20 protein-coding genes and 1 pseudogene are annotated in these 26,188 nt (G+C 72.3%); 4 read left to right on the forward strand and 17 right to left on the reverse strand.

Annotation, left to right across the window (positions count from 1 at the left end):
• Positions 1 to 129: 129 nt before the first annotated feature.
• Positions 130 to 1,458: an MFS transporter gene (locus ABEA87_RS36340; protein WP_345637598.1), complete on the forward strand. Its 1,329-nt coding sequence runs from the start codon at positions 130 to 132 to the stop codon at positions 1,456 to 1,458.
• A 30-nt stretch (positions 1,459 to 1,488) separates the two neighbouring features.
• On the opposite strand, the gene ABEA87_RS36345 is transcribed toward ABEA87_RS36340, so the two are convergent.
• The 11 genes from ABEA87_RS36345 to ABEA87_RS36395 form a co-directional block, all read right to left on the reverse strand.
• Positions 1,489 to 2,904, reverse strand: coding sequence for an FAD/NAD(P)-dependent oxidoreductase (locus ABEA87_RS36345; RefSeq protein ID WP_345637599.1), 1,416 nt, complete (start codon positions 2,902 to 2,904; stop codon positions 1,489 to 1,491).
• Positions 2,901 to 3,176, reverse strand: a complete 276-nt coding sequence (locus ABEA87_RS36350) for a (2Fe-2S)-binding protein (RefSeq protein WP_345637601.1) — start codon at positions 3,174 to 3,176, stop codon at positions 2,901 to 2,903. Before ABEA87_RS36350 ends, ABEA87_RS36345 begins: the two co-directional genes overlap by 4 nt.
• Positions 3,169 to 4,485 (reverse strand): NAD(P)/FAD-dependent oxidoreductase, encoded by a 1,317-nt coding sequence (locus ABEA87_RS36355; RefSeq protein ID WP_345637603.1) that lies wholly within the window; start codon positions 4,483 to 4,485, stop codon positions 3,169 to 3,171. Before ABEA87_RS36355 ends, ABEA87_RS36350 begins: the two co-directional genes overlap by 8 nt.
• A 112-nt stretch (positions 4,486 to 4,597) precedes the next feature.
• A complete protein-coding gene (locus ABEA87_RS36360; protein ID WP_345637605.1) occupies positions 4,598 to 5,611 on the reverse strand; it encodes a proline racemase family protein in 1,014 nt (337 codons plus the stop codon).
• Complete coding sequence (locus ABEA87_RS36365; RefSeq protein WP_345637606.1) at positions 5,608 to 6,510, reverse strand: dihydrodipicolinate synthase family protein; 903 nt, start codon at positions 6,508 to 6,510, stop codon at positions 5,608 to 5,610. The genes ABEA87_RS36360 and ABEA87_RS36365 overlap by 4 nt, the downstream gene beginning before the upstream one ends.
• A gap of 95 nt (positions 6,511 to 6,605) precedes the next feature.
• On the reverse strand, positions 6,606 to 8,033 hold the full coding sequence (locus tag ABEA87_RS36370; RefSeq protein ID WP_345637608.1) for an ABC transporter ATP-binding protein: 1,428 nt from the start codon (positions 8,031 to 8,033) through the stop codon (positions 6,606 to 6,608).
• Positions 8,017 to 9,069, reverse strand: a complete 1,053-nt coding sequence (locus ABEA87_RS36375; RefSeq protein ID WP_345637610.1) for an ABC transporter ATP-binding protein — start codon at positions 9,067 to 9,069, stop codon at positions 8,017 to 8,019. The genes ABEA87_RS36370 and ABEA87_RS36375 overlap by 17 nt, the downstream gene beginning before the upstream one ends.
• Positions 9,066 to 10,070, reverse strand: a complete 1,005-nt coding sequence (locus ABEA87_RS36380) for an ABC transporter permease (RefSeq protein WP_345637612.1) — start codon at positions 10,068 to 10,070, stop codon at positions 9,066 to 9,068. Before ABEA87_RS36380 ends, ABEA87_RS36375 begins: the two co-directional genes overlap by 4 nt.
• Positions 10,070 to 11,071: an ABC transporter permease gene (locus ABEA87_RS36385; RefSeq protein WP_345637632.1), complete on the reverse strand. Its 1,002-nt coding sequence runs from the start codon at positions 11,069 to 11,071 to the stop codon at positions 10,070 to 10,072. Before ABEA87_RS36385 ends, ABEA87_RS36380 begins: the two co-directional genes overlap by 1 nt.
• A 29-nt stretch (positions 11,072 to 11,100) precedes the next feature.
• The gene (locus ABEA87_RS36390; protein WP_345637615.1) at positions 11,101 to 12,558 is read right to left on the reverse strand and encodes an ABC transporter substrate-binding protein; all 1,458 of its coding nucleotides are present in this window, start codon (positions 12,556 to 12,558) and stop codon (positions 11,101 to 11,103) included.
• 298 nt (positions 12,559 to 12,856) lie between these two features.
• Positions 12,857 to 15,139: a metallopeptidase domain-containing protein gene (locus ABEA87_RS36395; protein WP_345637617.1), complete on the reverse strand. Its 2,283-nt coding sequence runs from the start codon at positions 15,137 to 15,139 to the stop codon at positions 12,857 to 12,859.
• Positions 15,140 to 15,387: 248 nt separating this feature from the next.
• On the opposite strand from ABEA87_RS36395, the gene ABEA87_RS36400 reads away from it, so the two are divergent.
• Both ABEA87_RS36400 and ABEA87_RS36405 read left to right on the forward strand, forming a co-directional pair.
• Positions 15,388 to 16,713 (forward strand): PucR family transcriptional regulator, encoded by a 1,326-nt coding sequence (locus ABEA87_RS36400; protein WP_345637619.1) that lies wholly within the window; start codon positions 15,388 to 15,390, stop codon positions 16,711 to 16,713.
• A 91-nt stretch (positions 16,714 to 16,804) separates the two neighbouring features.
• Positions 16,805 to 17,947, forward strand: coding sequence for a DUF5925 domain-containing protein (locus ABEA87_RS36405; RefSeq protein ID WP_345637621.1), 1,143 nt, complete (start codon positions 16,805 to 16,807; stop codon positions 17,945 to 17,947).
• A 147-nt stretch (positions 17,948 to 18,094) separates the two neighbouring features.
• On the opposite strand, the gene ABEA87_RS36410 is transcribed toward ABEA87_RS36405, so the two are convergent.
• Both ABEA87_RS36410 and ABEA87_RS36415 read right to left on the reverse strand, forming a co-directional pair.
• Positions 18,095 to 18,610 carry a nitroreductase family protein gene (locus ABEA87_RS36410; protein WP_345637622.1) on the reverse strand — a complete coding sequence of 172 codons (516 nt, stop codon included), beginning with the start codon at positions 18,608 to 18,610 and terminating at the stop codon, positions 18,095 to 18,097.
• 211 nt (positions 18,611 to 18,821) lie between these two features.
• Entirely contained in the window at positions 18,822 to 19,943 is a 1,122-nt protein-coding gene (locus tag ABEA87_RS36415; protein WP_345637624.1) for an alpha/beta hydrolase, read from the reverse strand.
• Between the two features lie 434 nt (positions 19,944 to 20,377).
• Between ABEA87_RS36415 and ABEA87_RS36420 the strand changes: the two genes are divergently transcribed.
• Positions 20,378 to 21,163: a VOC family protein gene (locus ABEA87_RS36420; protein ID WP_345637626.1), complete on the forward strand. Its 786-nt coding sequence runs from the start codon at positions 20,378 to 20,380 to the stop codon at positions 21,161 to 21,163.
• An 84-nt stretch (positions 21,164 to 21,247) separates the two neighbouring features.
• On the opposite strand, the gene ABEA87_RS36425 is transcribed toward ABEA87_RS36420, so the two are convergent.
• The 4 genes and pseudogenes from ABEA87_RS36425 to ABEA87_RS36440 all read right to left on the reverse strand — a co-directional run.
• Positions 21,248 to 22,516 carry a glycosyltransferase gene (locus ABEA87_RS36425; RefSeq protein WP_345637628.1) on the reverse strand — a complete coding sequence of 423 codons (1,269 nt, stop codon included), beginning with the start codon at positions 22,514 to 22,516 and terminating at the stop codon, positions 21,248 to 21,250.
• 189 nt (positions 22,517 to 22,705) lie between these two features.
• A pseudogene (rho, locus tag ABEA87_RS36430) lies at positions 22,706 to 23,980 on the reverse strand (transcription termination factor Rho); the annotation flags it as partial.
• Positions 23,981 to 24,614: 634 nt separating this feature from the next.
• Positions 24,615 to 24,968: a hypothetical protein gene (locus tag ABEA87_RS36435; protein WP_345637630.1), complete on the reverse strand. Its 354-nt coding sequence runs from the start codon at positions 24,966 to 24,968 to the stop codon at positions 24,615 to 24,617.
• Positions 24,969 to 25,073: 105 nt separating this feature from the next.
• Positions 25,074 to 26,188 (reverse strand): CHAT domain-containing protein (locus tag ABEA87_RS36440; RefSeq protein WP_345637631.1); only part of this gene is annotated, 1,115 nt, incomplete at its 5' end.

Raw genomic sequence — 26,188 nt, forward strand, 5'->3', positions numbered from 1 at the left:
TCCGTTGATCGGGTGAGCCGGATCGGCGTCGCCGGTGGCCGTCGGCTAGGGTCTCGGATAGCAAAGGGCCGCAAGGGGCATGTCGGTTGGGCGGGACGGCATGCGTTCTCCTCGTCAAGGAGCCCACGCATGGCCACCTACCGCACGCTCGTGCGCGCCGCCAGCCCAGGATTCCTGCTCACCGCCTTCCTCGCCCGGCTGCCGGCCGCCATGGCTCCGCTCGGCATCATCACGCTGGTCGCCACCGTCAGTCCCAGCCTCGCGACCGCGGGCGCGGCGGCGGCCGGGTATGGCGCCGGTGCCGCGATCGGCGGCCCCGTTGTGGGTGCCCTCGCGGACCGGCTCGGCCAGCGCCTCATCGGCCTGATCGCGGCCGCGGTGGACGCCGTGGCGCTGGCCGGGGTCGTGCTCGGGGTCCACACCGCCCTGGTCGCCGTGGCGGTCACGGTCGCCGGCTTCGCGACACCACAGATAGGCCCGTTCGCACGCGTCAGGTGGGCGGTCCTGCTCCGTGACCGAGGACGGCACGACGTGCTGCCCACCGCGTTCTCCTACGAGGGCGCGGCGGACGAACTGTCATTCATGACCGGTCCCGCGCTCGTCGGCGTGCTGTCGGTGGCCGGCCCGCCGGGACTGCCGCTGCTGGTCGCCGCCGCGCTGACGCTGTTCTTCGCGATCCCGTTCGCGCTGCACCGCACGGCTCCGCCGGCGGTACGCGTACCCGGTGCGGGCGCGGCCCGCTCCCGGCTGCCGATCGGGCCCCTGGCGATCCTGATACCCGCGATGCTGGCGATAGGGATGATCTTCGGTGGCACGCAGACGGGCGTGACCGCGTTCGCCGAGGCGTCCGGCCACCCGGGCTCGGCCGGGCTCATCTACGCCGTTCTCGGGATCGGCAGCACGATCGCCGGCCTGGCCACGGCGTGGCTGCCCGCCCGGATGGGTCCGGTCACCCGGTACCGCTGGTCGTCCGCGGCGCTCACGGTGGGCGGATGCGTTCTCCTGGTGGTGCCCGGATCGTTGGGTGCGCTGTGCGTAGCGATGGCGGTGGTGGGTGCGACGAGCGCGCCCTACCTGATCTCGGCCGGCACGCTGGCGATCGCGGTCGGGCCGCGGGATCGCGCGGGTTCCTTCATGACCCTGGTCGCCTCCGGCGTTGTCGCCGGCGTGGCGGTCGGCGCCGCCGTGGCGGGGCGTCTCGCCGACGCCTATGGCGCCTCCGGCGCCTTCATCGTTCCGGCCGCGGCCAGCCTCTTCGCCGTCGCCCTCGCCACGGCCTCCGGCCGCGTGCTGGGTGCTCGCGCCTCCACTCGCCCCACCGCTCGCCAGACCGCCGACGCGCAACCGGCGGTCCTTACCTCGCCGCGCGCACCGGATCCCGCGGGAGCGGGTCCCGCCGCCGGCTCCGAGGGCCGGAACCCCAACCAGGACCAGCGCTTCGCGCGTCCGCGCTCGTAGGCGAGGCCGCGGCGGCGTGGCAACGGGTGCCTAGTCGCCGGTCTCGTCGGCTCGCCCGGCGCCGCCGAGCAGGCCGATCGGGATCGGCACGGCCAGCGGACGGGTCGCCAGATCGCCCACGTCGCCCGGTGCCCGGCCCAGGCGCCGCGCCACCGCCAGCTGCGCCGCCGGCCCGCACACCCGGCCCTGGCACCAGCCCATCCCGCAACGGGTCTGGCCCTTGACCGTACGCACGTCCTCGCCGCCCTCGTCGAGCGCGTCGACCATCCGCTGCCAGGTGACCTCCTCGCAACGGCAGAACACGGTCTCCGGCGTCAACCAGTCCGTCCAGTCCGGGTATGGCGGGAACGCGCGCTCCAGCAGCCGGGCGGCGTGCCGGGCATCGCCGCACCGGCGCCGGGCGACGCGGGTCCGCTCGGCGAACCCCTGCCGCGGCAGCGCACCGAGCGCGTGGGCCGCCGCCGCCCCGGCGATCATCCCCTCCCACCAGGACACCACGGCACCACCGATGCCGGTCACCTCGCCCGCGGCGAACACCCCGGGCGCGGTGGTGGCCTGGTCGGCATCCACGGTCACGGCGCTGCCCGGCCGGTTCGGGTGGACGGTCTCGGCGCACCCGAGCGATCGGGCCAGCTCGACCGAGGGCACGAATCCCCAGCCGACGCAGAGCGCGTCGACCGCGTACTCGCGGCGGCCCTCCGACGCGATCCGTCCCCGGCCGTCGAGCCGGGCCACGGTCACCGACTCGACCGCGTCGCGGCCGTGCGCAGCGACCACGACCCGCCCGCCGAGCACCGGTACCCGGCCGGCGGCCAGCGCACGCAGGAACCCGGCGGCCTGGCCGACCAGGGCCGGGTGCCGGGCCAGCCCGGCCAGCCGGAGCCCGGTCGAGCCCTGGCGCGCCCCGTCGACCAGCGCCACGATCCGCGCGCCGGCCCGGCGCAGCCCGGCAGCCACCGGCCACAGGAACGGGCCGGTGCCGGCCACCAGGATCCGCCGGCCGGCCAGCACGCCGTGCGCCTTCAGCATGGCCTGGGCGGCGCCCGGAGTGAGCACCCCGGGCAGGTCCCAGCCGGGGAACGGCAGGGACAGCTCGGTCGCGCCGGTGGCCAGTACCAGAGCCCGGGCGCGGATCGTCTCGCCGCCGTCCGGCCCCTGAACGAACAGCACGCCACCGCTGCCGGCATCGGGCTCGGCGAGGCTCACCGTGCGGTCGCTGAGCACCTCGACGCGCGGGTGCGCGGCCACGGCCGACAGCGCCCGGGCGGCCCGGCCCGCGGGCGGGTGTCCGGCCGCGCCACTGGCCGGTTGGCGCCAGATCTGCCCGCCGGGGGCGGCATTCGAGTCCAGCACCGTCACGTCGACGCCGGCGCCGGCCGCGGCCAGCGCGGCGGACAGGCCGGCCGGCCCGGCGCCGACGATGACCAGATCACTTCGGGTGGTCACGGCTCAAGATCTCCTCGGCTCACCTCGTCGCCGTCGCGCACCGTGGTCAGGCAGGCCCGCACCGGCGGCCCGTCACCGACCCGGACCAGGCAATCGAAGCACTGGCCGATGCCGCAGTACAGGGCGCGCGGGCGGCCCAGCACCCTGGTGGTACGCCAGTGCCGCACGCCCGCCGCCCACAGCGCGGCGCCGATGGACGCGCCGGTCGGGGCGGACAGCGCCCGGCCCTCGAACCGGAAGGTCACCGTCGCGGTACCGGTCCGCTCAGGCATCGGCGTGCTCCCGGTCGGTCGGATCACCGGCGGCGTCACCCGCGGCGGGATCGGCGATGGTCCCATCGACCGCCGAATCACCGGCGGTGGCTTCTCTGGCCGCCGGATCGTCAGCGGTGGCGCGCAGGCCCGGGCGGGACGGCGCGAACGGCGCCGGGTCCACCGGCGGCGCCGCGCCCACGATGAGCGCGCGCAGCAGGTCGGCGGTGCCCAGCGCCAGCCCGACTCCGGCGCCCTCGTGGCCGGTGGCGTGCCACAGGCCGGGGACGTCGGGATCGGCCCCGATGATGGGCAGGTGGTCCGGGGACGCCGGCCGCAGCCCCAGGTACGCCCGGATCGCGCGCACCTCGCTCAGGAACGGGAACAGCCGCGCGGCCCGCCGGCAGATCGCCGCCACGGCCTGGGTGCTCATCCGGCGGTCGAAGCCGACCAGTTCCCGGGTGGAGCCCAGCAGCACCGGCCCGCTCACGGTGCCCTCGATCACCGAGGAGCACAGCAGCGTGCCGTCGTCGCTGCCCACGTCGGAGACGTACCCGGCCTCGTACACCTTGTGCCGGATCACCGGCGGCAGCGGCTCGGTCACCACTATGTGGCCCCGGCGGGGCAGCACCGGAGCGCGGCCACCCAGGCGCCGGGCCACCTCCGGGCTCGCCACCCCGGCCGCCACGACGACCCGGGATGTCCGGACCGTACCCCGGCTGGTGTGTACCCGTAGCGCGCCGTCGCTCTCCCGGACCGCGCCGAGCACCTCCGCCCCGCCGACCACGCGCGCCCCGTGCCGTACCGCGCCGGCCAGTAGCGCCCGCACCGCCAGCATCGGCTGCACCTGGCAGTCCTGCGGGTAGTAGGCACCGCCGGCCAGGTCGCTGGCGAGCAGCGGTTCGATGTCGCGCAGCCGGTCGGCGTCCACCTCGGTGACCTCGACCCCGGCGGCGCGCTGCCCGGCCATGACCCCTGCCAGCCCGGCCAGCGACTCGGGCGAGTCGGCCACCACGAGCCCACCCTTGGCCTCGAACTCGAACCCGAAGCGCGGGCCGGCAGAGCCTCCGCCACCGGCCTCCTCGGCGAACCGCGCCCACAGGCGCAGGCTGTGCTGCGCCAGGGTCAGCTCGGGGCCGGGCAGCTTGTCCGACACCAGCAGGTTGCCCTCACCGGACGAACTGGTGCCGGCGGCCGGCGCCAACCGTTCCAGCACGCACACCGACAGCCCCTCGGCCGCCAGTTCCCGGGCGCAGGCCGCACCCACCACCCCGGCCCCGATCACCACCGCGTCGGCCGCGGCCGGCGGCTCGTCGTCGATCAGGCGCATCGGAAACGCCGGTACGCGGAGGCCACCGTCGCGGAGGCCACCGTCGCGAGGGCCTTGGTCGCGAGGGCCAACGTCGCGGAGGCCACCGTCGCGATGGCCGAAGCCGCGATGGTCACGACTGCTGGCCGATCAGGAAGCCGGACGGGAACGGGTCGTCGGGGTCGAGCAGGTAGCTGGCCAGGCCGGTGATCCAGGCCCGGCCGGTGATGGTCGGCACGAAGGCCGGGTACGGCCCGACCGAGGTCCGCTCGACCAGCCGCCCGGTGAACCGCGACCCGATCAGCGACTGGTGCACGAAATTGGTGTCCAGCGCGAGCTCCCCGCGGGTGGCCAGCTGCGCCATCCTGGCCGAGGTACCGGTGCCGCACGGCGAGCGGTCGATCCAGCCGGGGTGGATCGCCACCGCCGAGCGGGAGTCGGCGCCGGAGTCACCCGGCGCGGTCAGGATCACGTGCCGGCAGTCGGCCACGTCCGGCTGCTCCGGGTGGGCGAAGTTCAGCTGCTCCTCGACCGCGCGCATGACGCGCAGGCCGGCGGCCACCAGCTCGTCGTGCTGCTCCGGCCGCACCTCGAGGCCGAGGTCGGCGGCCGGCAGGATGGCGTAGAAGTTGCCACCCCAGGCCAGGTCCACCCGCACCGTGCCGAAGCCGTCGACCTGTACCTCGGCGTCGCGCAGGTGCAGGTAGGCCGGCACGTTGCGGATGGTCACCGAGCGGGCTTTCCCGTCCCGCACCTCCACCGAGGCCACCACCAGCCCGGCGGGGGTGTCGATGCGGATGGTGGTGACGGGCTCCTTCACCGGCACCATGCCGGTCTCGACCAGCACCGTGGCGGTACCGATGGTGCCGTGCCCGCACATCGGCAGGCACCCGGAGACCTCGATGAACACCACACCCACGTCGGCGTCGGGCCGGGAGGGCGGCTGCAGGATCGCGCCGGACATCGCCGAGTGCCCGCGCGGCTCGTTCATCAGCAGCGTGCGCAGGTCGTCGCGCTCGTCCATGAGGTACCGACGCCGCTGGGCCATGGTGGCGCCCGGCAGGGTGCCGACGCCGGAGGTGATGACCCTGGTGGGCATCCCCTCCGTGTGGCTGTCCACCGCGCTGAACATCGCCGTGGCCCTCATCGCGCGGCGGCCTCGATCGCTTCCCGCGCGTCGCGACGCACCGCGGCCTCCTCGGCCTCGGACAGCGGCAGCCGTGGCGGCCGCACCGGGCCGCCGTACCGGCCGGCCTCCTCCTGGCCGAGCTTGATGGCCTGGACGAACGTCGGGTCGGCGTCGTAGCGCAGCACCGGCAGCAGGGCCCGGTACAGCGCCAGCCCCTCGTCCCACTTGCCCTGGGCGCACAGGTCGAACAGGCGCACCGACGGCTCCGGGATGGCGTTGACGAACCCGGCTATCCAGCCGGTGGCGCCCATCAGCACGCCCTCGGCGAGCAGGTCGTCGCAGCCGACGATGACCTCCAGCGAGGGGGCCAGTTCGCGGATGAGCGCCACCCGCCGCACGTCCTGGGAGAACTCCTTGACCCCGACGACGTTCTCGATCTCGGCCAGCCGGGCCAGCAGCGACGGGGTCAGGTCCACCCGGGTCGAGAACGGGTTGTTGTACGCGATGACCGGCAACCCCACGCCGGCCACGGCGGCGAAGTGCGCCACCACCTCGTCCGGCGTGGGCGCGTGCGAGGTCGGCGGCAGGCACATCACCGCCGCGGCGCCCGCCTCGGCCGCCTGCTCGGTCCAGCGCACCGCCTCGCCCGCGCCGCGTCCGGAGACGCCGGGCACGACCGGCGCCCGACCGGCGACCGCCGAGATGGCGGTGGTCACCGTCAGTCGCCGCTCGTCCTCGGTCAGCGTCTCGTACTCGCCGAGCGAACCGTTGGGCACGATGCCCCGCACGCCGGAGTCAACCAGCCAGGAGCAGTGCTCCGCGAACCGGTCGGGGTCCAACCGTCCGTCGGCCGTGAACGGCGTCGTTGTCGCCGCGTACACCCCGGCAAACCGGCTCGAAGTTCCGACATTGTCCACCCGACGACCCCTTCCACGATCCCATCGACGATTGGACAGTAGATTTACCGGGGCGCCTGGCGATACCGACATTCACCGCAGAGTCGGGCCGGTCCCTACGACACCTGTTGAACCGCGGACCGGTCGAACCGGGGGTCGAACAAATGGCAGGCGACCCGGGCGCCACCGGTGTCGAGCAGACCGGGGTCGATGGCCGGTTCGAAGTCCACGACCGCCTGCCCGCCCTCCTCCCGCATGGCCCGTACGCCCCGCCACAGCGGCTCGTCCGGGCCGTCATCCCGGGCACGGGTCAGTACCCGCAGCACGTCCGCCGCGTGGTGGCCGTGGGCCGGCCGGATCGGGAGGTGTTCGCCCGCGGCGTCCAGGTCGCCGAGGCGCACGACGCGGGCAGGATCCTCCCGCTCGAGGCCGACGCCGGGCCCGGCCGGGTCGCCGGCGCCGCGTTCGGTCACCTCGCCCGGCCCGGCCCACCGCGCCTCCAGCAACGCCCGCAGGTCGCGCCCCTCGGAGCCGCACGGCGCGAACGCGTGCGGGCAACGCGGGTGGTACGAGCAGCCGGCCGGCGGTCGGGCCGCGTCCGGGATCTCCCCGGCCACCACCTCCGATTCGTCCTCCCGGCGGCTGCCCAGATCGGGCACCGCCCGCAGCAACGCCTGGGTGTACGGGTGCCGCGGATTCGCGAAGACCTCCTCGGTCCGACCGATCTCCACGATCCGGCCGAGGTACATGATGGCGATCCGGTCACAGAACAGCTTCGCGGTGGCCAGATCGTGGGTGATGTACAGGTAGGTGAGGTTGAGCTGGCGGCGCAGGTCCAGCAGCAGCTGGAGGATCTTCGCGCGCACGCTCATGTCCAACATGGACACCGGCTCGTCGGCGACCATCAGCTCGGGGTCGAGGATCGCGGCACGGGCGATCACCACGCGCTGCTTCTGCCCGCCGGACAGGTCGGCCGGGCGCATGTTCAGGTACCGGCGGGCCGGGGCCAGGCCCACCATCTCCAGCGCCCGCTCCACCTGCTTCTGCAGGTCCGCACCGCCCAGCCCGTGAATCTTCAGCGGATGCCCGACCGCCGTACCCACGTCCATGGCGGGGTTCAGCGAGGCGTGCGGGTCCTGGAAGACCATCTGCAGCCGCCGGCGCAGCGGCCGCAGCCGCCGCTCGGGCAGCCCGACCAGTTCGGTGCCGTCGAAGCGGATGCTGCCCGAGGAGGCCGGTACCAGGCCGAGCAGTGCCCGGCCGAGCGTGCTCTTGCCGCTGCCGGACTCACCCACCAGCCCGAGCACCTCGCCCCGGCGCAGGGAGAACGAGACGCCGTCGACCGCCCGGACCGCCCCGTCACCGCCCTTGCGCGAGCGGGACAGCCGGGCCAGCGGCCCGCGCCGCATCGAGTAGTGCACATACAGATCGGAGACCTCGATCAGCGGCGCGGCCTCGTCGGTGGCGACACCGGCGGTGCTGGCCGGGCCACCGACCTCCCGGTCGGCGCCGGGGCCGGGTTGGTGCTCAGGCTTCGTCGGCAACGCTGATCTCCCTGTCCGGCAACGGTTCCCGGTCGGCCGGCTCAAGTTCGTCGAGCCGGTGCAGCCAGCAGCTGACCCGCCCGCCGCCGGCCGTGGCGGTCTGCCCCGGGTCGCGGCTCTGACACACCCGCATCGCGTCGGGGCAACGCGGGTGGAACAGGCAGCCCGAAAGCGGGGCGGAGAGGTCCGGCGGTGAGCCGGGGATGTAGTGCAGGTCGGACGTGTCCAGCGAGATCGTCGAGCGCAACAGTTCCCGGGTGTACGGGTGGGCCGGCTCCGAGAAGACCCGGTCCACCTCGCCCTCCTCGACGATGTGCCCGGCGTACATCACCGCCACCCGGTCCGCCGCCTTGGCGACGATGCCGAGGTTGTGCGTGATCAGCAGCAGCCCACAGTCCGCGTTGCGGCGCAGTTCGGCCAGGATCTCCACGATCTGCGCCTCGACGAGCACGTCCAGCGCGGTGGTCGGCTCGTCCGCCACGATCACGGCGGGGCGCAGCACCAGGGCCAGACCGATCATGATGCGCTGGCGCATGCCGCCGGAGAACTCGTGCGGGTACTGGCGGATCCGCGAGGGCGGGATGCCCAGCGAGCGCAGCATCGCCACCGACTCCCGCTCCCGCTCGGCCCGGGACATCTTGGGCCGGTGGGTGCGCAGCACCTCGTCGAAGTGGTCGCCGATGCGCATCAGCGGGTCCAGGCGGGTCATCGGCTCCTGGAACACCAGCCCGATGCGCAGCCCGCGCATCGCCCGCAGCCGCCGGGGCGGCAGATGCGCCAGGTCGACACCGTCGACCACCACCTCGCCGTCCACCGCCGCGCTGGGCGGGAGCATGCCGAGGATGCCCCGGCCCAGGGTGGTCTTCCCGCAGCCGGACTCGCCCACCAGCGCGACGGTCTGGCCGGCGTTGATGGTCAGGTCGACGCCGTCGACCGCCCGCACCGGCGCGCCGCCGGTGCCGTACCAGATGCGCAGGTCGCGCACTGCGATGCGGGGCGCACCGGGCGCCGTGGCCTGCTGGGGTACCGCGCTCACTGGGCGCCCCTCCCCCGGCCGGGCCGCGCCGGCAGCCGCACCGGTCTGGTGCGTGCTCGCCGCAGCGACGGATTGACCACTTCGTTCAGCCCCTCCCCGACCAGGGTCAGCGCGATGACCAGCACGGTGATGGCCAACCCCGGATAGAGCGCGGTCCACCAGATCCCGGCGCCGGCATCGGCGATGGCGCGCTGCAGGTCGTACCCCCATTCCGCGGCCTCGGTCGGCTGGATGCCGTACCCGAGGAAGCCCAACCCGGCCAGGGTGAGGATGGCGTCCGCCGCGTTGAGCGTGGCGATCACCGGCACGCTGTGCACCACGTTGACGAACAGGTACTTGCTGATCACCGTGCGGGCCGGCGCGCCCATCGCCCGGGCCGCCTCGACATAGGTCGCTTCCCGGGCAGACAGCGTGCTCGCTCTGACCACTCTGAAATATTGCGGAACATAGATGACGGTAATCGCCAGTGCGGTGGTCACCACGCCGCCCCCGATGACCACATCGGAGAGCAGGAACGCGATGACGATGGCCAGCAGCAGGTACGGGAAGGCGAACAGGGCGTCCATCACCAGTACCAGGATGCGGTCCAGCAGCCCGCCGAAGTACCCGGACAGCAGCCCGAGCGGCACCCCGATGATGATCGAGAACACCACGGCGAGGACCACCACCTCCAGGGCGGTGCGCGCGCCGAACACGACCCGGGACAGCACGTCGACCGACTGGACGGTGGTACCGAACCAGTGGTGCGCCGACGGACCGGCCAGCTTGGCGAAGCGCTGCCCGTTCGCCGAGTACTGGTCGAAGCCGTACGGGGCGATCAGCGGTGCGAACACCGCCAGCAGCACGAAGAACAGGGTGATCCCCGAGCCGGTCAGCAGCAGCGCCCGGGGTACTCCGCGGGCCGAGCGCAGCGCCGCGAACCGCCGTCCGGGACGCGCGGCGCTCGACGGCGCCGGGCCGGTCGGGGTGGGTGTGGCCTCGGCGGCCGGAATGGCGGACATCAGTACCGGATCCTCGGGTCGACCAGTGCGTTGATGATGTCGATGAGCAGGCTGACCACTACCACCACGAGCGCGAACACCGTGATGATGCCCTGCACCGCCGTGTAGTCGCGACTGTTCAGGTAGCCGACCAGTTGGTTGCCGACTCCCGGCCAGTTGAACGTCTGCTCGGTCAGTACCGCGCCGCCCAGCAGCAACGCCACCTGCAGGCCGGTCACGGTGATGACCGGCACCATGGCGTTGCGCAGCGCGTGGCGCAGCACCACCGCACCCTCCCGGATGCCGCGTGCCCGGGCCGCCTCGACGTAGTCGCTGCGCAGGGTCTGGATGACGTTGACCCGGGATAGTCGTATCAGCACGCCGGTGACGAGCAGCCCGAGGCTGACCGCCGGCAGGATGAGATGTCGGAAGACGTCATCGAAGGCCGACCAGTCGCCGGACAGCGCGGCATCCAGGATCAGGATGTGCGTCTTCTCGGGCACGGTCGGCGCCACGATCGGCGAGGCGGCCCCGGAGGTGGGCAGCCAGTCCAGCGTCTTGCCGAACAGCAGCTGCAGCAGCAGCCCCACGAAGAACACCGGCGCGGCGAACGTGGCGATGCCGAAGAGCCGGATCACCACGTCGTCCCACTTGTCCCGGCGCCGCGCGGCCCACATGCCCAGCGGCAGCCCAATGATCAGGGCCACCAGCAGGGCTGCCACCGTCAGCGTCAGGGTGGCCCCGCCGTTGTCCACCAGCACCTGCGTGATGGAGCGGTTGTCGGTGATGGTGCGGCCGAAGTTGCCGGTCACCACGCCGCCGAGGTAGTCGCCGTACTGGACGATCAGGGGACGATCGAAGCCTGCGGCGGCGCGCCGCTGCGCCAGCTGCCCGGCTGAAAGCCGAGCACCCAGCGCAGCGGACACCGGGTCACCGGGTGCCACCCGCATCAGCAGGAACACCACGGTCAGCAGGATGAACACCATGGGTATCGCCAGGATGACCCGGGCGAGGATGAACATCCCCAACGAACGAGAGGAACGGGCCACGATCAGCCGTTCTTCCCGATGAGCCAGAACCGGAAGGTGAACGAGGGGTCGAAGGTGTCCTGCACTCCGGTCACCCCGTCACGTACCGCCGCGACCTGCTTGCCCTGCCACAGCGGCAGCATCGGCACGTCCTGTGCGGTGATCTGCTGGATGCTGGCCAGGGCCTTGTCCCGCACGGAGGCGTCGGTGGAGCCCTCCTCCTGGCCGACCAGGGTGGTCAGCTGCGGGTTGATGTACCCGTTGTGGAAGTAGCCACCCTTACCGTCCAGGAACGGGGCCGAGTAGTCGTCCGGGTCCGGGTAGTCCGGGAACCAGCCGAGCTGCCAGGCCGGGTAGATCCCGGACTTGAAGTCGGACTGGTACTGGTCCCACTCGGTGCTCTTGACCGTGACCTTGAACAGGCCGCTGGCCTCGAGCTGCCGCTTGATCTCGTCGTACTCGTCGGCCGAGTTGGGACCGTAGTGGCTCGGGGTCCACCACAGCGTGATGTCCAACGGCGTGGTCACCCCGGCCTGCTGGAGCAGGGTCTTGGCCTTGTTCACGTCCGGTGCGCCGTAGGCGTCCTTGAACGCGTCAGTGTGCCCTTCCAGGCCGACCGGGATCATCGAGTACAGCGGCTGGACCTGGCCGTTGTAGACGTTCTTGGCGATCGCGTCCCGGTCAATGACCTGGGCGATGGCCTTGCGGACCGCCGGGTTGTCGAACGGCTTGTCCTTGAGCTGGAAGACCATGTACCGGATCTCGCTGCCGGCGCCCTCAACGACCTTCACGCCGCGGTTGGACTCCTGGCCCAGCGCGGTCAGGTCGGTCGGGCTCAGGTTGCGGTACGCCACGTCCACGTCGCCCTGCTCGATGGCGAGCTTGAGCGCGGACGCCTGGTCGTAGTACTGGACGATGAAGCCCTTGTTGGCCAGCTTGTCGTCGCCGACGTAGCTGTCGTTCTTGGCGAGTACCGCCTGCTGCCCGGAGGTGTACTTGGTCAGCTTGTACGGCCCGGAGCCGATGACCTTCTCGCTGGGCAGCTTGCTGTCCGCCGGGAACAGCTTGGAGTCGACGATCGCGCCCGCGCCGGTGGTCAGCACGAACGGGAACGTGGCGTCCGGCTTGTTGAGGGTCATCACCACGGTCTTGGCGTCCGGTGCGGTGATGTCCTTCATGCTCGCGAACAGCGAGGCCGGGCCGGCCGGGTCGTTGATCTTGATGACCCGCTGGAACGACGCCACGACGTCCTGCGAGGTCAACGGGTCGCCGTTGGAGAACTTCAACCCGTCTTTCAGCGTGCATTTATAGGTAGTCGGGTCGGTGAAGTCGCACTGCGTGGCCGCGTCGGGGATCGGCGTGGTCTGGCCGGGAGCGATCTTCAGGAGGTTTTGGTACAGGTTGTAGATGAGCGTCCAAGAGGGTAGGTCGTATGCGCCTGCAGGGTCGAGGCTGGTCGGCTTGTCAGTCGTGCCTAGCACGACAGTGCCGGACTCCCCGCCCGTGCCTGACCCGTTGGAGCTGCCGCTGCAAGCGGCGAGCGTCGCCGTGGTGGCGAGGCAGAGTGCGAGTATGGCGGTGCGAGGGATGCGTCGCATGCGAAGGAACGTTATGAATGATCGGCGAATGCGTCATCATACAGATGTCGATACGTAGCGGCTGTTGTTTCCGACATTCGCATGAGGCGTACCGCCCTCGCCGGGACCACGTTACGCCAACGCCGAGCCGCCGGTTCCGCACCACTGTGGCGCGGAACCGGCGGTTGAGCAGCCCTACGGCTCAGCCGTTGGTGTCGCTCGCGTGCACCGTGCAGGTCGAGGTGGCCTTCTTGCTCGTGTCGCTGACCGAGGTGGCGGTCAGGGTGACCGTGGCCGAGCCACTCGCCCCCGTCGAGGTCACGTAGACCGGGACGTTGGCGCTCTGCCCGAACGGGGCGGTGGTGAGGTTGTTGTACAGCTGAGCCTTCCAGCCGCTGCCCTGCACCGAGACGGACATCCGGTAGATGTCGTTGTGCAGGTACGCCCGCTCGTCCTGCGGGTGCAGCCGCGGGTCGGTCGGCGCGTCCACCCCGGTGTTGGTCACCGGGAAGGTGCAGGTGGTGGCGCCCGCCGGGGCCCCGCCGGTCACCGCACCCTGGCCGACCGCCACGCCGTGCCGCTGCGGCCCGGAGCCGGTCGGGTTCTGGATGCCCAGGACGTAGTGCAGCAGACCGTTGGCGTCGTTGTACTTGTCAAGGATGTAGAAGTGCAGGTTGTTAGCCGTGTCGACGTACTCGTTGCTGGAGCCCGAGTCGGTACCGGCGTGGAACAGGGCGTCGTTGAGCTGCCGGTAGTCGCCGATCGTGCGCATCACCTGGTTGCCGTCGGGCTGGGTGTAGTCCACCTGGTTGATGTCCTCCGGGTGGGCGTCCTCGACCCAGCTGAAGCAGTTGTAGCCGCAGGTGGAGCCCTCGACCGAACGGCCGCCCGGCGCGTACGGCTTGTTCTTGGCGATCAGCACGCCGTTGTCCGGCTCGAACGAGCCGTACCCGACCCGCTGCACCGTCTCCAGCGTGTAGTTCGTCCAGCCGCCGCTCGGGCCACCACCGTCGCACAGCGGGTTGGTGTTCACGTCACAGGCGGGCTCGCGATCGACCTGCCCGTTGCCGTCGAGGCTCACCTGCACGCCCGCCAGCGTGCCGTTGGGCAGCGGGTCGGCGTTGACCGCCCGGGCGATGACGTCCGCCACGGCCAGGCCGGAGGCGGCCAGACCGTTGCGGTTCAGGCGCAGCACCGAGGCGTACGGCACGAAGCCCATGCCTATCTTGTTGCGCAGCATGTGCTCGGCACCCATGGACGCGCCGTCCTGCGCCGGCACCTCCCAGCGGTTGTGCGGCCCACCGGGCCCGTTGAACGAGCCGCGGTCCATCATGTCCCACGGCCCCGACGCGGCTCTATGGTACGGAGCCACGTATGGATTATTATTATTGTCACCTATAGAAAAGAAGAAGTGGCTGAGTTCGTGGGTGATGGTGCCCGAACTCTCCCCTTGCCGAACGGTCGACTGACCCCACAGCTGCGAGCCCGCCAGCCACGATGTCCAGTCCACATACCGGCTCGGCACCGTGCTGGGCAGCGCCGGGTTCGGGTTGCCCCACACCGCCTGAGGCACGTCCTGGGGGCTGTTGAACTTCATCGGGCCGAACTCCTGCCACACCGACGTCTCGTCGTACCCGGCGTAGATGCGCAGCACCACGTCGTAGCCGCAGTTGCCGGTGCACCCGGCGGCCGCGTGCCACGCCGCGTCGGTGTCGGTCTCCAGCCGGGTGCCGGAGCAGTCGTTGATGGCGGAACCGGCCTTCACCGTCACCGCCGTGCTGATGGTGAGGTGAGTCGAGTCCGGCACGGCCGTGACCGTCTTGGTACCCGACGGCGAAACGCCGGTGATGGTGATGACGTCACCGGGGTAGAAGTCCGTCGTCGAGCCGACCGTGATGGTGGTGGTCGAGGTCTGCGCCGTGGTCACCGTGGTCTGGGCCGGGCACCCGTTGGGCGGGGTCTGCCCGATGTCGTTGAGCCCGTACTGGTAGGAGTTCTTCGACATCTTGTACGGACCGAACGCCGTCACGGAGGAGATGCCGACCTTCCCACCGCTCTGCTCCATCCAGTACCCGTTGATGGTCTGGTTGTGGTTGACAGCGCTGGGCTTGTTGAAGAAGTCGGCGTAGAACTGCGGTACCTGGTCCCGGGTGATCGGGTCGATCTGCGGGTTTCCGAACGGATCGGACTGCTTCGGCTCCGTGATCACAAATGGCTGGTTGGGGAAGTCCACCGCCACCAGTGCCACGCGCAGCGCCCGCTGAGTCGGCTTGGCCCCGCTGGTCGACCAGTTGTAGCCCGGGACCGGCTTGTAGTCCGACCACGTCATGTCCTGCTGGTCCTGGACCTGCTGAGGATCGATCGGCGTCATCGCCGGCGCGACGGGTGCGGGCGCCGCTGCCGCGTGCACGGCGGCCGTGCCCGTCAGACCAAAGCCCACCGCGGCGGCGGCGCTGAGTACTATCAGTGTTCGAAACCGGCGCATTCGGCGACGCCATGGCGTGCTCCTGTGGGTCCAGGGCATCGTGACCACCACCTTCTTGACGGGCAGATACGGTGCCCGACCATAGGGTTACCAGCCAGTGACGGTCATCGTTCAGGTGCAGGAATCCCCCCGGCCGTCGTCGGGACTTCTGTCGAGACTCGTGACGAGGGGCTTGCGCTACGGCTACCATCCGACAAACAGTTAACGGACCAGACCGAACGTCTCTACAGCTGTCGAAGGCGGAGGGCATGGTTTCCGAGCTGCAACGGATCGTGGACTCGGCGGCGAGCCGAGCGGGCCGACCCGCGCTGATCGAGGACCGTAGGCAACGAGTGGTGGTGTACAGCGAGCAGATCGAGCCGATGGACGAGGTCCGCAAGCTGTCGATCCTGCGCCGCCAGACGACACCGGAGGTTATCGCGTTCTTCCGGGAGGCCGGCGTGATGCGGGCCAAGGAGCCGATCCGCACCCCGGCCTGCGCCAAGCTGCACATGCTGCCCAGGGTCTGCGTGCCGATCTGGCACAACGACCTGCTGCTCGGCTTCATGTGGTTCGTCGATTCCGACCAGTCGATGAGCGACGAGCAGATCGCCTCGGTGTCGGCCACCACCACCGAGCTGGCCCTCGCGCTGTACCGGGAGAACCTGGCCGGCGAGCTGGCCTCGCAGCGGGAGACCGAGGCGGTCCGGCTGCTGCTGGCCGAGGAGTCCGAGGCCCGGGCGCACGGGGCACTGACGCTCATCGAGGACGGAGTGCTGGGCGAGGAGGGGCCGACCACGGCGGTGGTCGCCCGGCTGGTGCCGCGCGCCGGCGCCCGCCTGGACGACCTGTCCCGCATCGCGCTGGAGCAGGGGCTGCTGGCCAGCCGCCGGTGGGTGGGCCCGCGCCAGGCGGTGCACCTGGTCCGGTACGACCACGGGGTGCTGCTGGTCCACGGCAAGCAGCGCCGGGGCCGGCAGGGGCCCCGGGCGGTGGCCGACCACCTGCACGAGGCTCTGATCGGCGCAGTGCGCGGGCTGTCCGCGGTGGCGGGCGTGGTGGTCGGGGTGGGGCAGCCGCGACTGGCGCTGCCGGAGGCCCGCGAGTCCTACGACGAGGCGGCGCTGGCCGCCCGGGTGGCCGTGCAACTGCCCGCGGTGGGCCCGGTGGCGTGCTGGTCTCAGCTGGGCATCTACCGGGTGCTGTCCCAGCTGTCCGGTGACGCGATGCGCAGCTGCAGCGTGCACCCGGGCCTGGAGCGGTTGCTCGACGACCCGGCCAACACTCCCCTGCTGGACACCCTGGAGGTCTACCTCGACCTCGCCGGCAACGCGCACGCCACGGCGGACCGGATGAACCTGCACCGCACCTCGCTGTACTACCGCCTGCAGCGGGTGGAGCAGCTGGCCGGCACCGACCTCAAGGACGGCAACGAGCGGCTGTCGCTGCACGTGGCGCTGAAGATGGCCAGGCTGACCGGGAGGCACCACCTGGCCGGCCCGTCCCGCCCGGCACCCGACACGGTGATACCCGCTGCGCTGCCCGAGCCCGCGCTGGCCCGGCCGGCGTCCGGGGCCGGCAAGCGCAGCGCCTGAGCACCGGGCTCGCCGCGCGCCCGGGCTCGTCACGTGCCCGGGTGCCGGAAAACCGGTGTACCGCAACGCCTCCGGCGTCCACCATGGACTCGTGCGTACCTCACGGCAGTTCCCGCTCGAGCTCGGCGCGCCCGGCGCCGCGCCGGAGTCGCTACTGCCCATCGTCCTGACCGTCGATGACAGCGACTCCCCGCGTGACCTCATCGACGCGCTGGCGCTGACCGCGTTCGCGGCCGGCCAGCAGCCGTTCGCCACCACCAAGGACCTGGACAACGTGCGCGACGACGCCACGCTGCTGCCCGCCGGGGTGCGGACGCTGCGCGAGGCCGCGACCGATCGCGAGCGCGCCCGCCTCGCGGTCGGCGACGGCTGGACGCTGCGGGCCGTGCACTGGCCGCGCACCAAGACCGCCGAGGTCTCGGTGACCGCCCGCACCGAGAAGCTCGGCGCGGACGTGCTGGCGCGGGCGATCGGTGGGATGACCGAGCCGCCACCGGCGGCGGACGAAGGGGTCCTGGTCGGCTTCTGGTACCGGACCAAGCACGGCGCCCAGCGCAACCCCCGGCTGATCGCCACCGGCTCCTGGGGCGAGATCCGTGGCAACTACGCGCGCAGCGTGGCCGCGCAGGTCGACCGGCTGCTGCTGACCGGCGGCGACTCGGTGCCCGGCCGGCTGATCCTGCTGCACGGGCCGCCGGGCACCGGCAAGACCACCGCCCTGCGGGCGCTCGCCCTCGAATGGCGCTCCTGGTGCCAGGTCGACTGCGTGCTCGACCCGGAGTCCCTGTTCAACGACCCGTCCTACCTGATGCAGGTCGCGCTCAGCGATGCCGACGACTGCTCGTGCCCGGATCGCCGGCACGAGAAGTGGAGGCTGCTGCTCCTGGAGGACTGCGACGAGCTGATCCGGGGCGAGGCCAAGCAGCACGCCGGCCAGGCCCTGTCCCGGCTGCTCAACCTGACCGACGGCCTGCTCGGCCAGGGTCGCAAGATCCTCGTAGCGATCACCACCAACGAGGACCTGGCCCGGCTGCACCCGGCCGTGGTCCGGCCGGGCCGCTGCCTGGCCCGCATCGAGGTGCCAGCGCTGCCGCCGAACGAGGCCGCGGCCTGGCTGGGCGCCTCCGCCGGCATCCCCTCCGGTGGCGCCACCCTCGCCGAGTTGTACGCGCTGCGCGAGGGGCACAAGGAGTCCGTCGACCGGGAGCCCGTGCTCAGCGGCCAGTACCTGTGACCGAGCCGCCCTGTGACCGAGCGCCCTGTCAGTGCGCCACCCTGTCGCCAAGCCGCGAAACGCTCAACCCGCCCGGCGAGTCGCTCATCGCGGCCCGCCGGGTTCGGGCAACTGACCCGGTGGCCGGCGCCCGGCCACCGGGGCGGCTCACCAGTGGCCGCGGTGCAGCACCTCGTCGAAGGGGCGCCGGTCCGGCCTGGCGATCGGCCGCAGCGGCCGGTCCGCCGGGTAGCCGATGCCCATCAGGTATGCGACCTGGTGATCGGCGGGAACGCCCAGGATCTCGCGGGCCAGATCCTGGTCCCCGACCCCGGAGTGCCCGGTGCCGATGCCCAGGTCGGCCGCTGCCATCATGATCGCGAAGGTGGCCTGTCCCAGGTCGTACCGGTCGGTCAGCGCGGTCCGGTCGTCGTCGGGTTGCGGCAGCACCAGGGCGATCGCCGCCGCCGCGCCGGCGATGTGCCGGGCGCCCTGCCACACGGTCGACAGCCGGGTCAGCTGGTCGCGGTCGGTGACCAGGACGAAGTCCCAGTGCTGCCGGTTACTCGCGGACGGTGCCCGCCAGCCCGCCTCGACGATGCGCTCCAGGTCGGCGTCGGGCACCGGCCGGGGGCTGTACTCACGGACATTGCGGCGGGATCGGATCGCGTCCCAGGTCTCCACGCGGCCTCCAACGAAGCTGACCAGTAACGAGCTGACCAATACGGTGTCATTCCATTGTCCCCCGCCGCGTTGGTACGCGTGGCCGGACGAGGTGGCCTCCGCCCCGGGCGGTGGAGCCGCTCTCACCGGAGGCTGGTCCCCGCTCCCCGCCTTGAGGCGGTCCCCGCGTTGGGGGCGGTCCCCGCGTTGAGGGCGGAGGCGGGCACCCGGATCAGGAGACGGTGGACGGGATGCAGCCGTTGGCGTCCTTGTGCTGCGCATAGTTGATGGTGTAGTTGTCCAACCAGTTGGACACCGCGTTGAAGAGGCTGGCCGCCCCGACGTGCAGGTCGGTGTCGTGACCGGAGTTCGGCAGCACGAACGCCCGCAGGCACGCCTGGGCCCCGAAGTTGCCGGACTCCCGGTTCAGCACCGCCGTCGCGTTCGCGCAGGACAGCCCGGCCGCGGCGTTGCAGTCCAGCAGGTCGTACTGGCCGACGGCGAGCAGGATCGGCACGTGGATCCCGTGGGTCACCGCGCCGGTCCGCGCCGCGCTGAACGCGGTGGTCTCGGCGGCCGACGAGGTCTGCTTGGTGGACTCGTCCAACGAGATCATCGCCGTATCGGCGCCCGCCGAGTAGTAGAAGTCGCCGCCACGGGTGCCGGGCTGGGTCGTCAGGTACCCGGCCGGCAGGCCGGCGGATGCGAACTTCGCGTCCTGCGCGGCCGGGTACAGCGAGGCGTTGACCGACGTGATGCCGGGCGTGTTCAGCGCGGTGAGGAAGTCGGCCAGCACCAGGTAGTCGGGGGTGTTGCCGGCGCCGGTGACCGTGCCGGCCTCGTACTGCAGGATGCCCGCGCCCAACGAGTGCCCGACGCCGACCACGGTGGTGAACCTGATCCCCCCGACCGTCCCCGCGCGCAGCGCCTGGATGATCTGCTCGACCTCCAGCGCCTCGTTCTGCACGGTCAGCTCGGCGGCCGGCGGGTGGTCGGACAGCCCGACGCCGAGCCGGTCGATGTCGAAGGTCGAGTACCCGGCGCTGGTCTCGGCGTAGACCCACGAATAGGTGGTCGGCTGGTAGGCGGGGTTCCAGTAGTTGTGGTCGTAGGTGAGCCCGGAGACCAGCAGCTGTACGGTCTTCGCGCCGCGCAACTGGTCGCCACGGGTACACAACCGGCCCACCACGTGGTATGTCGTGGCGTCACCGGCCAGCGTGACCGGGACCGTGTACTGGGCACACGTCGCCCACGACGGATCGGTGCCGTCCGCCCGCGCGGGCGAGGACACCGGCAGCACCGCCAGGCCCGACGCGAGTATCGCGAGGCCCGACGTCAGCACAACTGTAAGCATGTTTATGATGTATTTCTTCACGGAGAACCCTTGGGGTGTAACGCTCGGCGCGCACCGGGCGATGAGTTGAGTTGCGGGTGCCCGTGAGGATGGCACGACCGACCGTCCACTATGGTCAGCCGGTCGGTCGGTGATGCCGGTCACCGGGCCCGCGACCGGACACCCGGACGGCTCGCCCGCCGCCCACCCGGCGGCTCGGGGGCTCCTTACCCGCTCCGTCCACTAACTGCTCCGTTCACTAACTGATCCGCCAACTACCCGCTCGGCCAGTTACCCGTCGGCCAGCTACCCTCGCGGCTGGCTAGCCGCTCGGCGAGCCGGCCCCGCGAGCCGGCCCCGCGAGCCAGCCGCGCGAATCGGCCCGGGGACCACTTCCCGAATCCGCACCGCGAGCCTCGGGCCGGCGGGACCGGATGTGGCCCACGATGGAGGGCATGACGCCAGCCAGCTTCAGAGACATGTGCATGGACGCCAACGACGCGCTCGCCCTGGGGCGGTTCTGGGCGGCCGTGCTCGGCGAGCGGCTCGACAAGCAGGAAGACGGCACGGCCCTACTCGTCCCCGACTCCGGACGGCGGGCCGAGCGGATGTGGATGTGCCCGGTGCCGGAGCCGCGCGGCGCGAAGACCCGAGTGCATTTCGACGTGCGGCTGCCCGGTGCCCAGCCGTCGGACGTCATCGAGGCCGGCGCGACGGTCATCCGCGCCCCCGGCGAGCACCACTGGTGGGTGCTCGCCGACCCGGAGGGCAACGAATTCTGCGCGTTCCCGGCGAAGCCAGCGGACGCCGCCTCCGCGGCCGAGCCAGAAGACGCCGCCCCCGCGGCCGAACCAGAAGACGCCGCCCCCGCGGCCGAACCGGAGGGTGCTCAGCCGGCCGGGGTGTTTGAGCTGGTCGTGGACAGCCGCGACTGCCTGGCGCAGGCCACCTGGTGGTCGGGGATCGTCGGGGGCGAGGTGCGCCGCGCCGACGGCGGGCAGTTCGCCTGGATCGAGGGCGCGTCCGAGTTTCCGTGGCAGTACTGGGTGTTCGTCGACGTACCGGAGCCGAAGACGGTCAAGAACCGGCTGCACTGGGACGTGAACCTCGCCGGGGACCGGCCGGACGCGCTGCTCGACGCGGGCGCCTCACTGCTGCGCTCACCCGGTGGCGACATCGGCTGGTGGGTGCTGGCCGACCCGGAGGGCAACGAGTTCTGCGCGTTCCCGGCGAAGCCCTGACCGTCCCGCGGCACGGGCCCGCGCGAACCGGCTTTCGTCCACAGTGGACTCGACCGGCCCGGGCGGGTCAACGGACCCGACGGGTCACCCGACCGGGCGGGCGCGGGTGAGCTCGTCCACCGCGGCGACCACCGCGCCCGCGCCGTCCTCGGCCGCCAGCAGCGCCGCGATCCGGCCGGCCCGCTGCCGGTACGCGGGCGCGCCGACCGCCGCGGCGATCGCCGCCGCGAGCCGGCCCTCGGTCAACCGGGCGACTGGAATGGCGGTCGGGGCGACGCCCAGGCCGGTCAGCCGGCCGGCCCAGAACGCCTGGTCGGCGATCATCGGTACCGGTACGGCCGGCACGCCGGCACGCAGCCCGGCCGCCGTGGTGCCCGCCCCGGCGTGGTGAACCACCGCGGCCACCCGGGGGAACAGCCAGTCATGCGGCACCGGGCCGATCGTCATCACGTCCCCGCCGGTGACGGTCAGGCCCGCCCAGCCGGACTGCACCAGGCCCCGGACCCCGGCCCGGCGCAGCGCACCGGCGACCACCCCGGCCAGCCACGACGAGTACCCGCCGGCCATGCTGCCGAACCCGATGAACACCGGCGGCGGGCCGGCGGCGAGGAAGTCCACGAGGTCGGCCGGTGGCCGCCAGCCGAGCGGCCGGGCCGGCCACCAGTACCCGACCACGTCCAGCCCCGGGCGCCAGTCGTCCGGTCGGGGCACCACGGCCGGGCTGTACCCGTGCAGGATCGGCCACCGCTGCCGGCGCTGCCGGACGTCCAGCGCGGCCAGGGACTCGGGCGGCAGGCCCAGCCGGGCGCGCAGCAGCCGCACGGGCCGGTCGAACACCCGCCGGGCCACGGTGCGGGTAAGCGCCCCAGCGGCCCGGTTGGCCAGCCGGCCGCCCAGCCGGTAGGCGCCGGCGGTCACCGGCGGGAAGTCGCCGGTGGGGTCGACCGGCTGGAGGAACAGCCCGGCGCTCGGCACGCCCAGGGCCTGCGCCACCTGGTACCCGAGCGGGGCCGTGGTCGTGGCCAGCAGCAGCACGTCGGGGCGGCGTTCGGCGATCGACATCATCCCGTCGACCAGCCCCCAGACCTGCTGGCGGGCCAGCCGTGCCAGCTCGAACGCGCCGCGTGGGCCGGCACCGCGCCGGAACAGCGCGCGCCCCCGCGCGGACGCCTGGATCTCCCGGACGTCACCGGACAGGGGCAGCAGGTCCAGGCCCGCGCCGGCGACCACCTCGGCGAAGGACTCGTGGGCCGCGATCGTCACCTGGTGACCGGCGTCGCGCAGCCGCGCACCCACCCCCGTGTACGGCGCGACGTCGCCCATGGAGCCGGCCGTGGCGATCAGTACCCGCATCGGTCCATGCTGCCTCAGGGCGCCCGACCGGCCGCGGCGAACCGGCGGACCAGTGAGCCTGGCGACTCGGGCGGACCGTTTGAGCCTGGCGGCCCGGCGCGCCGCCCGAACGGGCGGTTCCGCTCAACGCCGCCCCAACCGCGCGGCACGGCCCGCTCAGCGCCACCCTACCCGGGCGGCACGGCCCGCTCAGCGCATCGGCGCGACCCCGGCCTCGGCGGAGCGGGCGAGGCGCATCAGGAGTTCGGCGTTGCTTCCGGTCTTGCGCAGTTGGTCGAGGAGGTGCTCAATACCGTGCTGCGGGTCCACGCCCAACGCCTTGCGCAGCTTGGTCAGCACCGCCAGCTCACCGGCGCGCACCAGGACCTCTTCCCGGCGAGTACCGGAGGAATCGATGTCGATGGCCGGAAAGACCCGCCGCTCGGCCAGCCGCCGGTCGAGTCGCAGCTCGGCGTTGCCGGTGCTCTTGAATTCCTCGAAGATGAGCGTGTCGCCGGCGGACCCGGTGTCGACCAGGGCGGTGGCGATGATGGTCAGCGAGCCGCCGTTCTCGATGTTGCGGGCCGAGCCCAGCAGCCGCTTCGGCGCGTTGAGGGCGGTGGAGTCGATGCCGCCGGACAGGGTGCGACCACCACCGGGCGAGGCGTTGTTGTACGCCCGGCCCAGCCGGGTGATCGAGTCCAGCAGTACGACCACGTCCTGGCCCGACTCGACCAGGCGCTTGGCCCGCTCGATGGACAGCTCGGCGGTCGCGGTGTGGTCCGACGGCGGCCGGTCGAAGGTCGAGGCGATCACCTCACCCTTCACCGAGCGCTGCATGTCGGTGACCTCTTCGGGCCGCTCGTCCACCAGCACGACCATCAGGTGGCACTCCGGGTTGTTGCGCGTGATCGCGTTCGCGATCGATTGGAGCACCATCGTCTTGCCGGCCTTCGGCGGCGACACGATCAGCGCCCGCTGCCCCTTGCCGATCGGCATCACCAGGTCCATGACCCGGGTGGTCAGCACGCGCGGCTCGGTCTCCAACCGCAGCCGCTCCTGCGGGTACAGCGGAGTCAGCCGGTAGAACTCCGGCCGGTGCCGGGCCTGCTCGGGGTCCGTGCCGTTGACGGTGTCCAGCCGGGTCAGCGGGTGGTGCCGGTCCCGCCGGCCACCCTGCCGCGGCTGGTCCTCGCCGGCCGGCCGCACGGCCCCGGTGATCAGGTCGCCGGGGCGCAGCCCGTACCGGCGGATCTGGGTGGTGGACACGTAGACGTCGTCGGGTCCCGCCCCGTAGCCGGAGACGCGCAGCAGCCCGTAACCGTCAAAACGACTGCTGTCAAACCATTGGCTGTCTCGGATGTCCAGGATCCCGCTGACGGGGATCAGGGCCTCCTCGGCGGAGTCCCTCGCCGGCTTGCCGGCACCGCCGTTGCCGGCGGTAGTGGTACGTGCGCCGGACGGCTGCCGGCGCCGGGTGCGCCGCGCATCGGCGGTGCGTTCCGGAACTTGTGTCGCTGTCATGGTTTCCCTTCGATGAGAAGGCGACGTGAAAATCGGGCGGTGGCCTTCGCCGGTTGCCGGCGCACGCTGGCCGCTGGGACACGCTGGCCGCTGAAACACGTTGGCCACCGGCGCACGCTGGCCACCGGCGCACGCTGGCCGCTGGCGCACGCTGGCCGCTGGCGCACATTGATCACGGCCTACGTTGATCACCGCTTGTATTGATCACCGCGTGCGTTGTTCACCGACGTGCGTGGCGGCCGACGCACGTAGCGTCGCCGACTGGCAACATTCCCAAACCCACGCCGGAAGCAGATCCGGCGGACAAACAGAACATTTTGGGCGATCCCCGTCAGGATCCGATCCGCAACGGATCAATCCTGGAACGGATCGCGCATGCCAGCCCCGTTGGCTATGAGGTCTGGCTATCAGCAGGGCCCGATTGATCATCAATAACGGGTGCTGCCGTCACACACAGACAACCCATGGGGCCACCTTTACGGTACATCACCGGGCCACCGGCGGCAACTCGGTACCCCATTCACCGATCCCCCGCCCCGCCGGAACGGAGGCCCCAGGTCGGGGGCTGCGTGGGCGGGGGACTACGGGGCGGAGGCTACGGGGCAGACGGCCGCGAGGGGGCCGCGCCCAGCCACGGCAGGTACGTGGTGAGCCAGGCGTCCACGCTCGGCAGCGCCAGTATCCGCGTGATCGCGCCGGTCACCGCGAGCACCTGAGCCACGGTCGGCACGGTGCCGATGTGCGCGTCGGCGGCGATCTCGGGCAGCAGCGTCAGGCCGCCGATGATGCCGGCGAACACCGTACGGGCGACCGCCCGCCACGGGTACTTGGTCTGGGTGGGCGTGGTCGGCACGGGTGTGGGTGAGTACTGGGACATGAGGCTGCTCCTTCGGCTGTGCGCGGCCGGGTCGGGCAGCTGCGCGGCGTGTGCCAGCGCCGGATCGCCCACCGGCCGATGGCGCCATTACCCGCCATCCGGGACGCCGCCGCAGTCGCGTACCCGACGGCCCCGGCGCCGGCCGCCGTGCCCAGTCGCGAATCCGTCAAAACCGGATCAGCCAGCCCCGAAGCACACGAAGCTGGCGGTGCTGGCCCGCACCGACTCGTCGGCCGCCGCCTGGGCGCGGGCCAGCGCGTCGGCCGGCGACCGGCCCGCCTCCAGGTGCGCGTACACGTCGGTCATCAGCGCCCGGGTGGCGCCGTCCAGGACCGTGCCGGTGCTCGCGATGACCGCGCGGGTACCCATGCCGAGCAGCGCGGCCACCAGTCCCATCAGCTCGTCGCCCGGCCGCACGGCGGGCTGGCCGGTATCGCAGCCGGACAGCACCAGCAGCGCCGGCGGCCGGCGCATCGCCGACAGGTCGTACACGGTCAGCGGCCCGTCGGCGAGCATCAGGAACGAGAACAGCGGATTGTCGGTCCGGAACTCACCATGGGCGGCGATGTGCCCGGTACCCGCGCCGTCCAGCGCCGCCAGCGCGTCGGGAACCCGCGCCCGCTCCCCCGCCAGTACCCTCGCCCCCGGTACCCGCGCGGCGATCTCCCGCGCCTCGTCCTGCGCCTGCAGGGCGGACGGGGCGGCGACCAGCACCAGCCGGTCGCCGAGCACCAGCCGGTCGCCAAGCACCAGCCGGTCGCCGTCCGGCCGCCCCGGCCGAGACCCATCCGCCCCGGCCGCCTGGGCCCGCCACCACAGGGTCGCCGACGGGGTGACGCACACCGGCCGGCCGTGCAACCGGGGCAGCATCGGCCAGGGCAGCGCGTGCAGGGCGCCGGTGGGCACCAGTACCAGCCGCCGGTCCCCGATCAGGTCGGCCACCGGAGCCAGCAGCGCGGCATCCAGCGCCGCCAGGCCGTGCGCCGCGCTCGCGGTGGCCGCCGCGTCGTTGCCCCGCCGCAGCAGCAGCCGGCGCAGCGCGAACCGCAGCGCGTCCAGCTCCCCGACGACCGGCGCCAGCGGCCCGAGCCGGCGGTGGCGCACGCGCCCACGGTCGACGACCAGCGCGTGCAGGGCGCCGTCGACCGCCAGCAGTTCGAGCAGCACCCGGTCGCCGAGCGCGTCGGACAGCGCCCGGACCGACGGGTCTCGGCGCTGCCCATCCGGGCCGCTGCCCGGGGCGCGCCAGGTCCGGCGGCGCACCTGCGTCTCGACCGCGCGCGCCCGGCGCA

Origin of the sequence: Rugosimonospora acidiphila (genome assembly GCF_039543385.1) — a bacterium.
Taxonomy (GTDB): Bacteria; Actinomycetota; Actinomycetes; order Mycobacteriales; family Micromonosporaceae; genus Rugosimonospora; species Rugosimonospora acidiphila.

What these genes read in the sequence shown, in the direction of transcription:
- ABEA87_RS36420 (WP_345637626.1), top strand. Translation starts at nt 20,378, where the DNA reads ATGACGCCAGCCAGCTTCAGAGACATGTGCATGGACGCCAACGACGCG.
- ABEA87_RS36355 (WP_345637603.1), bottom strand. Translation starts at nt 4,485, where the DNA reads ATGCGCCTGATCGACGACGAGCCGCCGGCCGCGGCCGACGCGGTGGTG.
- ABEA87_RS36360 (WP_345637605.1), bottom strand. Translation starts at nt 5,611, where the DNA reads ATGAGGGCCACGGCGATGTTCAGCGCGGTGGACAGCCACACGGAGGGG.
- ABEA87_RS36395 (WP_345637617.1), bottom strand. Translation starts at nt 15,139, where the DNA reads ATGCGCCGGTTTCGAACACTGATAGTACTCAGCGCCGCCGCCGCGGTG.
- ABEA87_RS36380 (WP_345637612.1), bottom strand. Translation starts at nt 10,070, where the DNA reads ATGTCCGCCATTCCGGCCGCCGAGGCCACACCCACCCCGACCGGCCCG.
- ABEA87_RS36425 (WP_345637628.1), bottom strand. Translation starts at nt 22,516, where the DNA reads ATGCGGGTACTGATCGCCACGGCCGGCTCCATGGGCGACGTCGCGCCG.
- ABEA87_RS36340 (WP_345637598.1), top strand. Translation starts at nt 130, where the DNA reads ATGGCCACCTACCGCACGCTCGTGCGCGCCGCCAGCCCAGGATTCCTG.
- ABEA87_RS36400 (WP_345637619.1), top strand. Translation starts at nt 15,388, where the DNA reads ATGGTTTCCGAGCTGCAACGGATCGTGGACTCGGCGGCGAGCCGAGCG.
- ABEA87_RS36385 (WP_345637632.1), bottom strand. Translation starts at nt 11,071, where the DNA reads ATGTTCATCCTCGCCCGGGTCATCCTGGCGATACCCATGGTGTTCATC.
- ABEA87_RS36415 (WP_345637624.1), bottom strand. Translation starts at nt 19,943, where the DNA reads ATGCTTACAGTTGTGCTGACGTCGGGCCTCGCGATACTCGCGTCGGGC.
- ABEA87_RS36350 (WP_345637601.1), bottom strand. Translation starts at nt 3,176, where the DNA reads ATGCCTGAGCGGACCGGTACCGCGACGGTGACCTTCCGGTTCGAGGGC.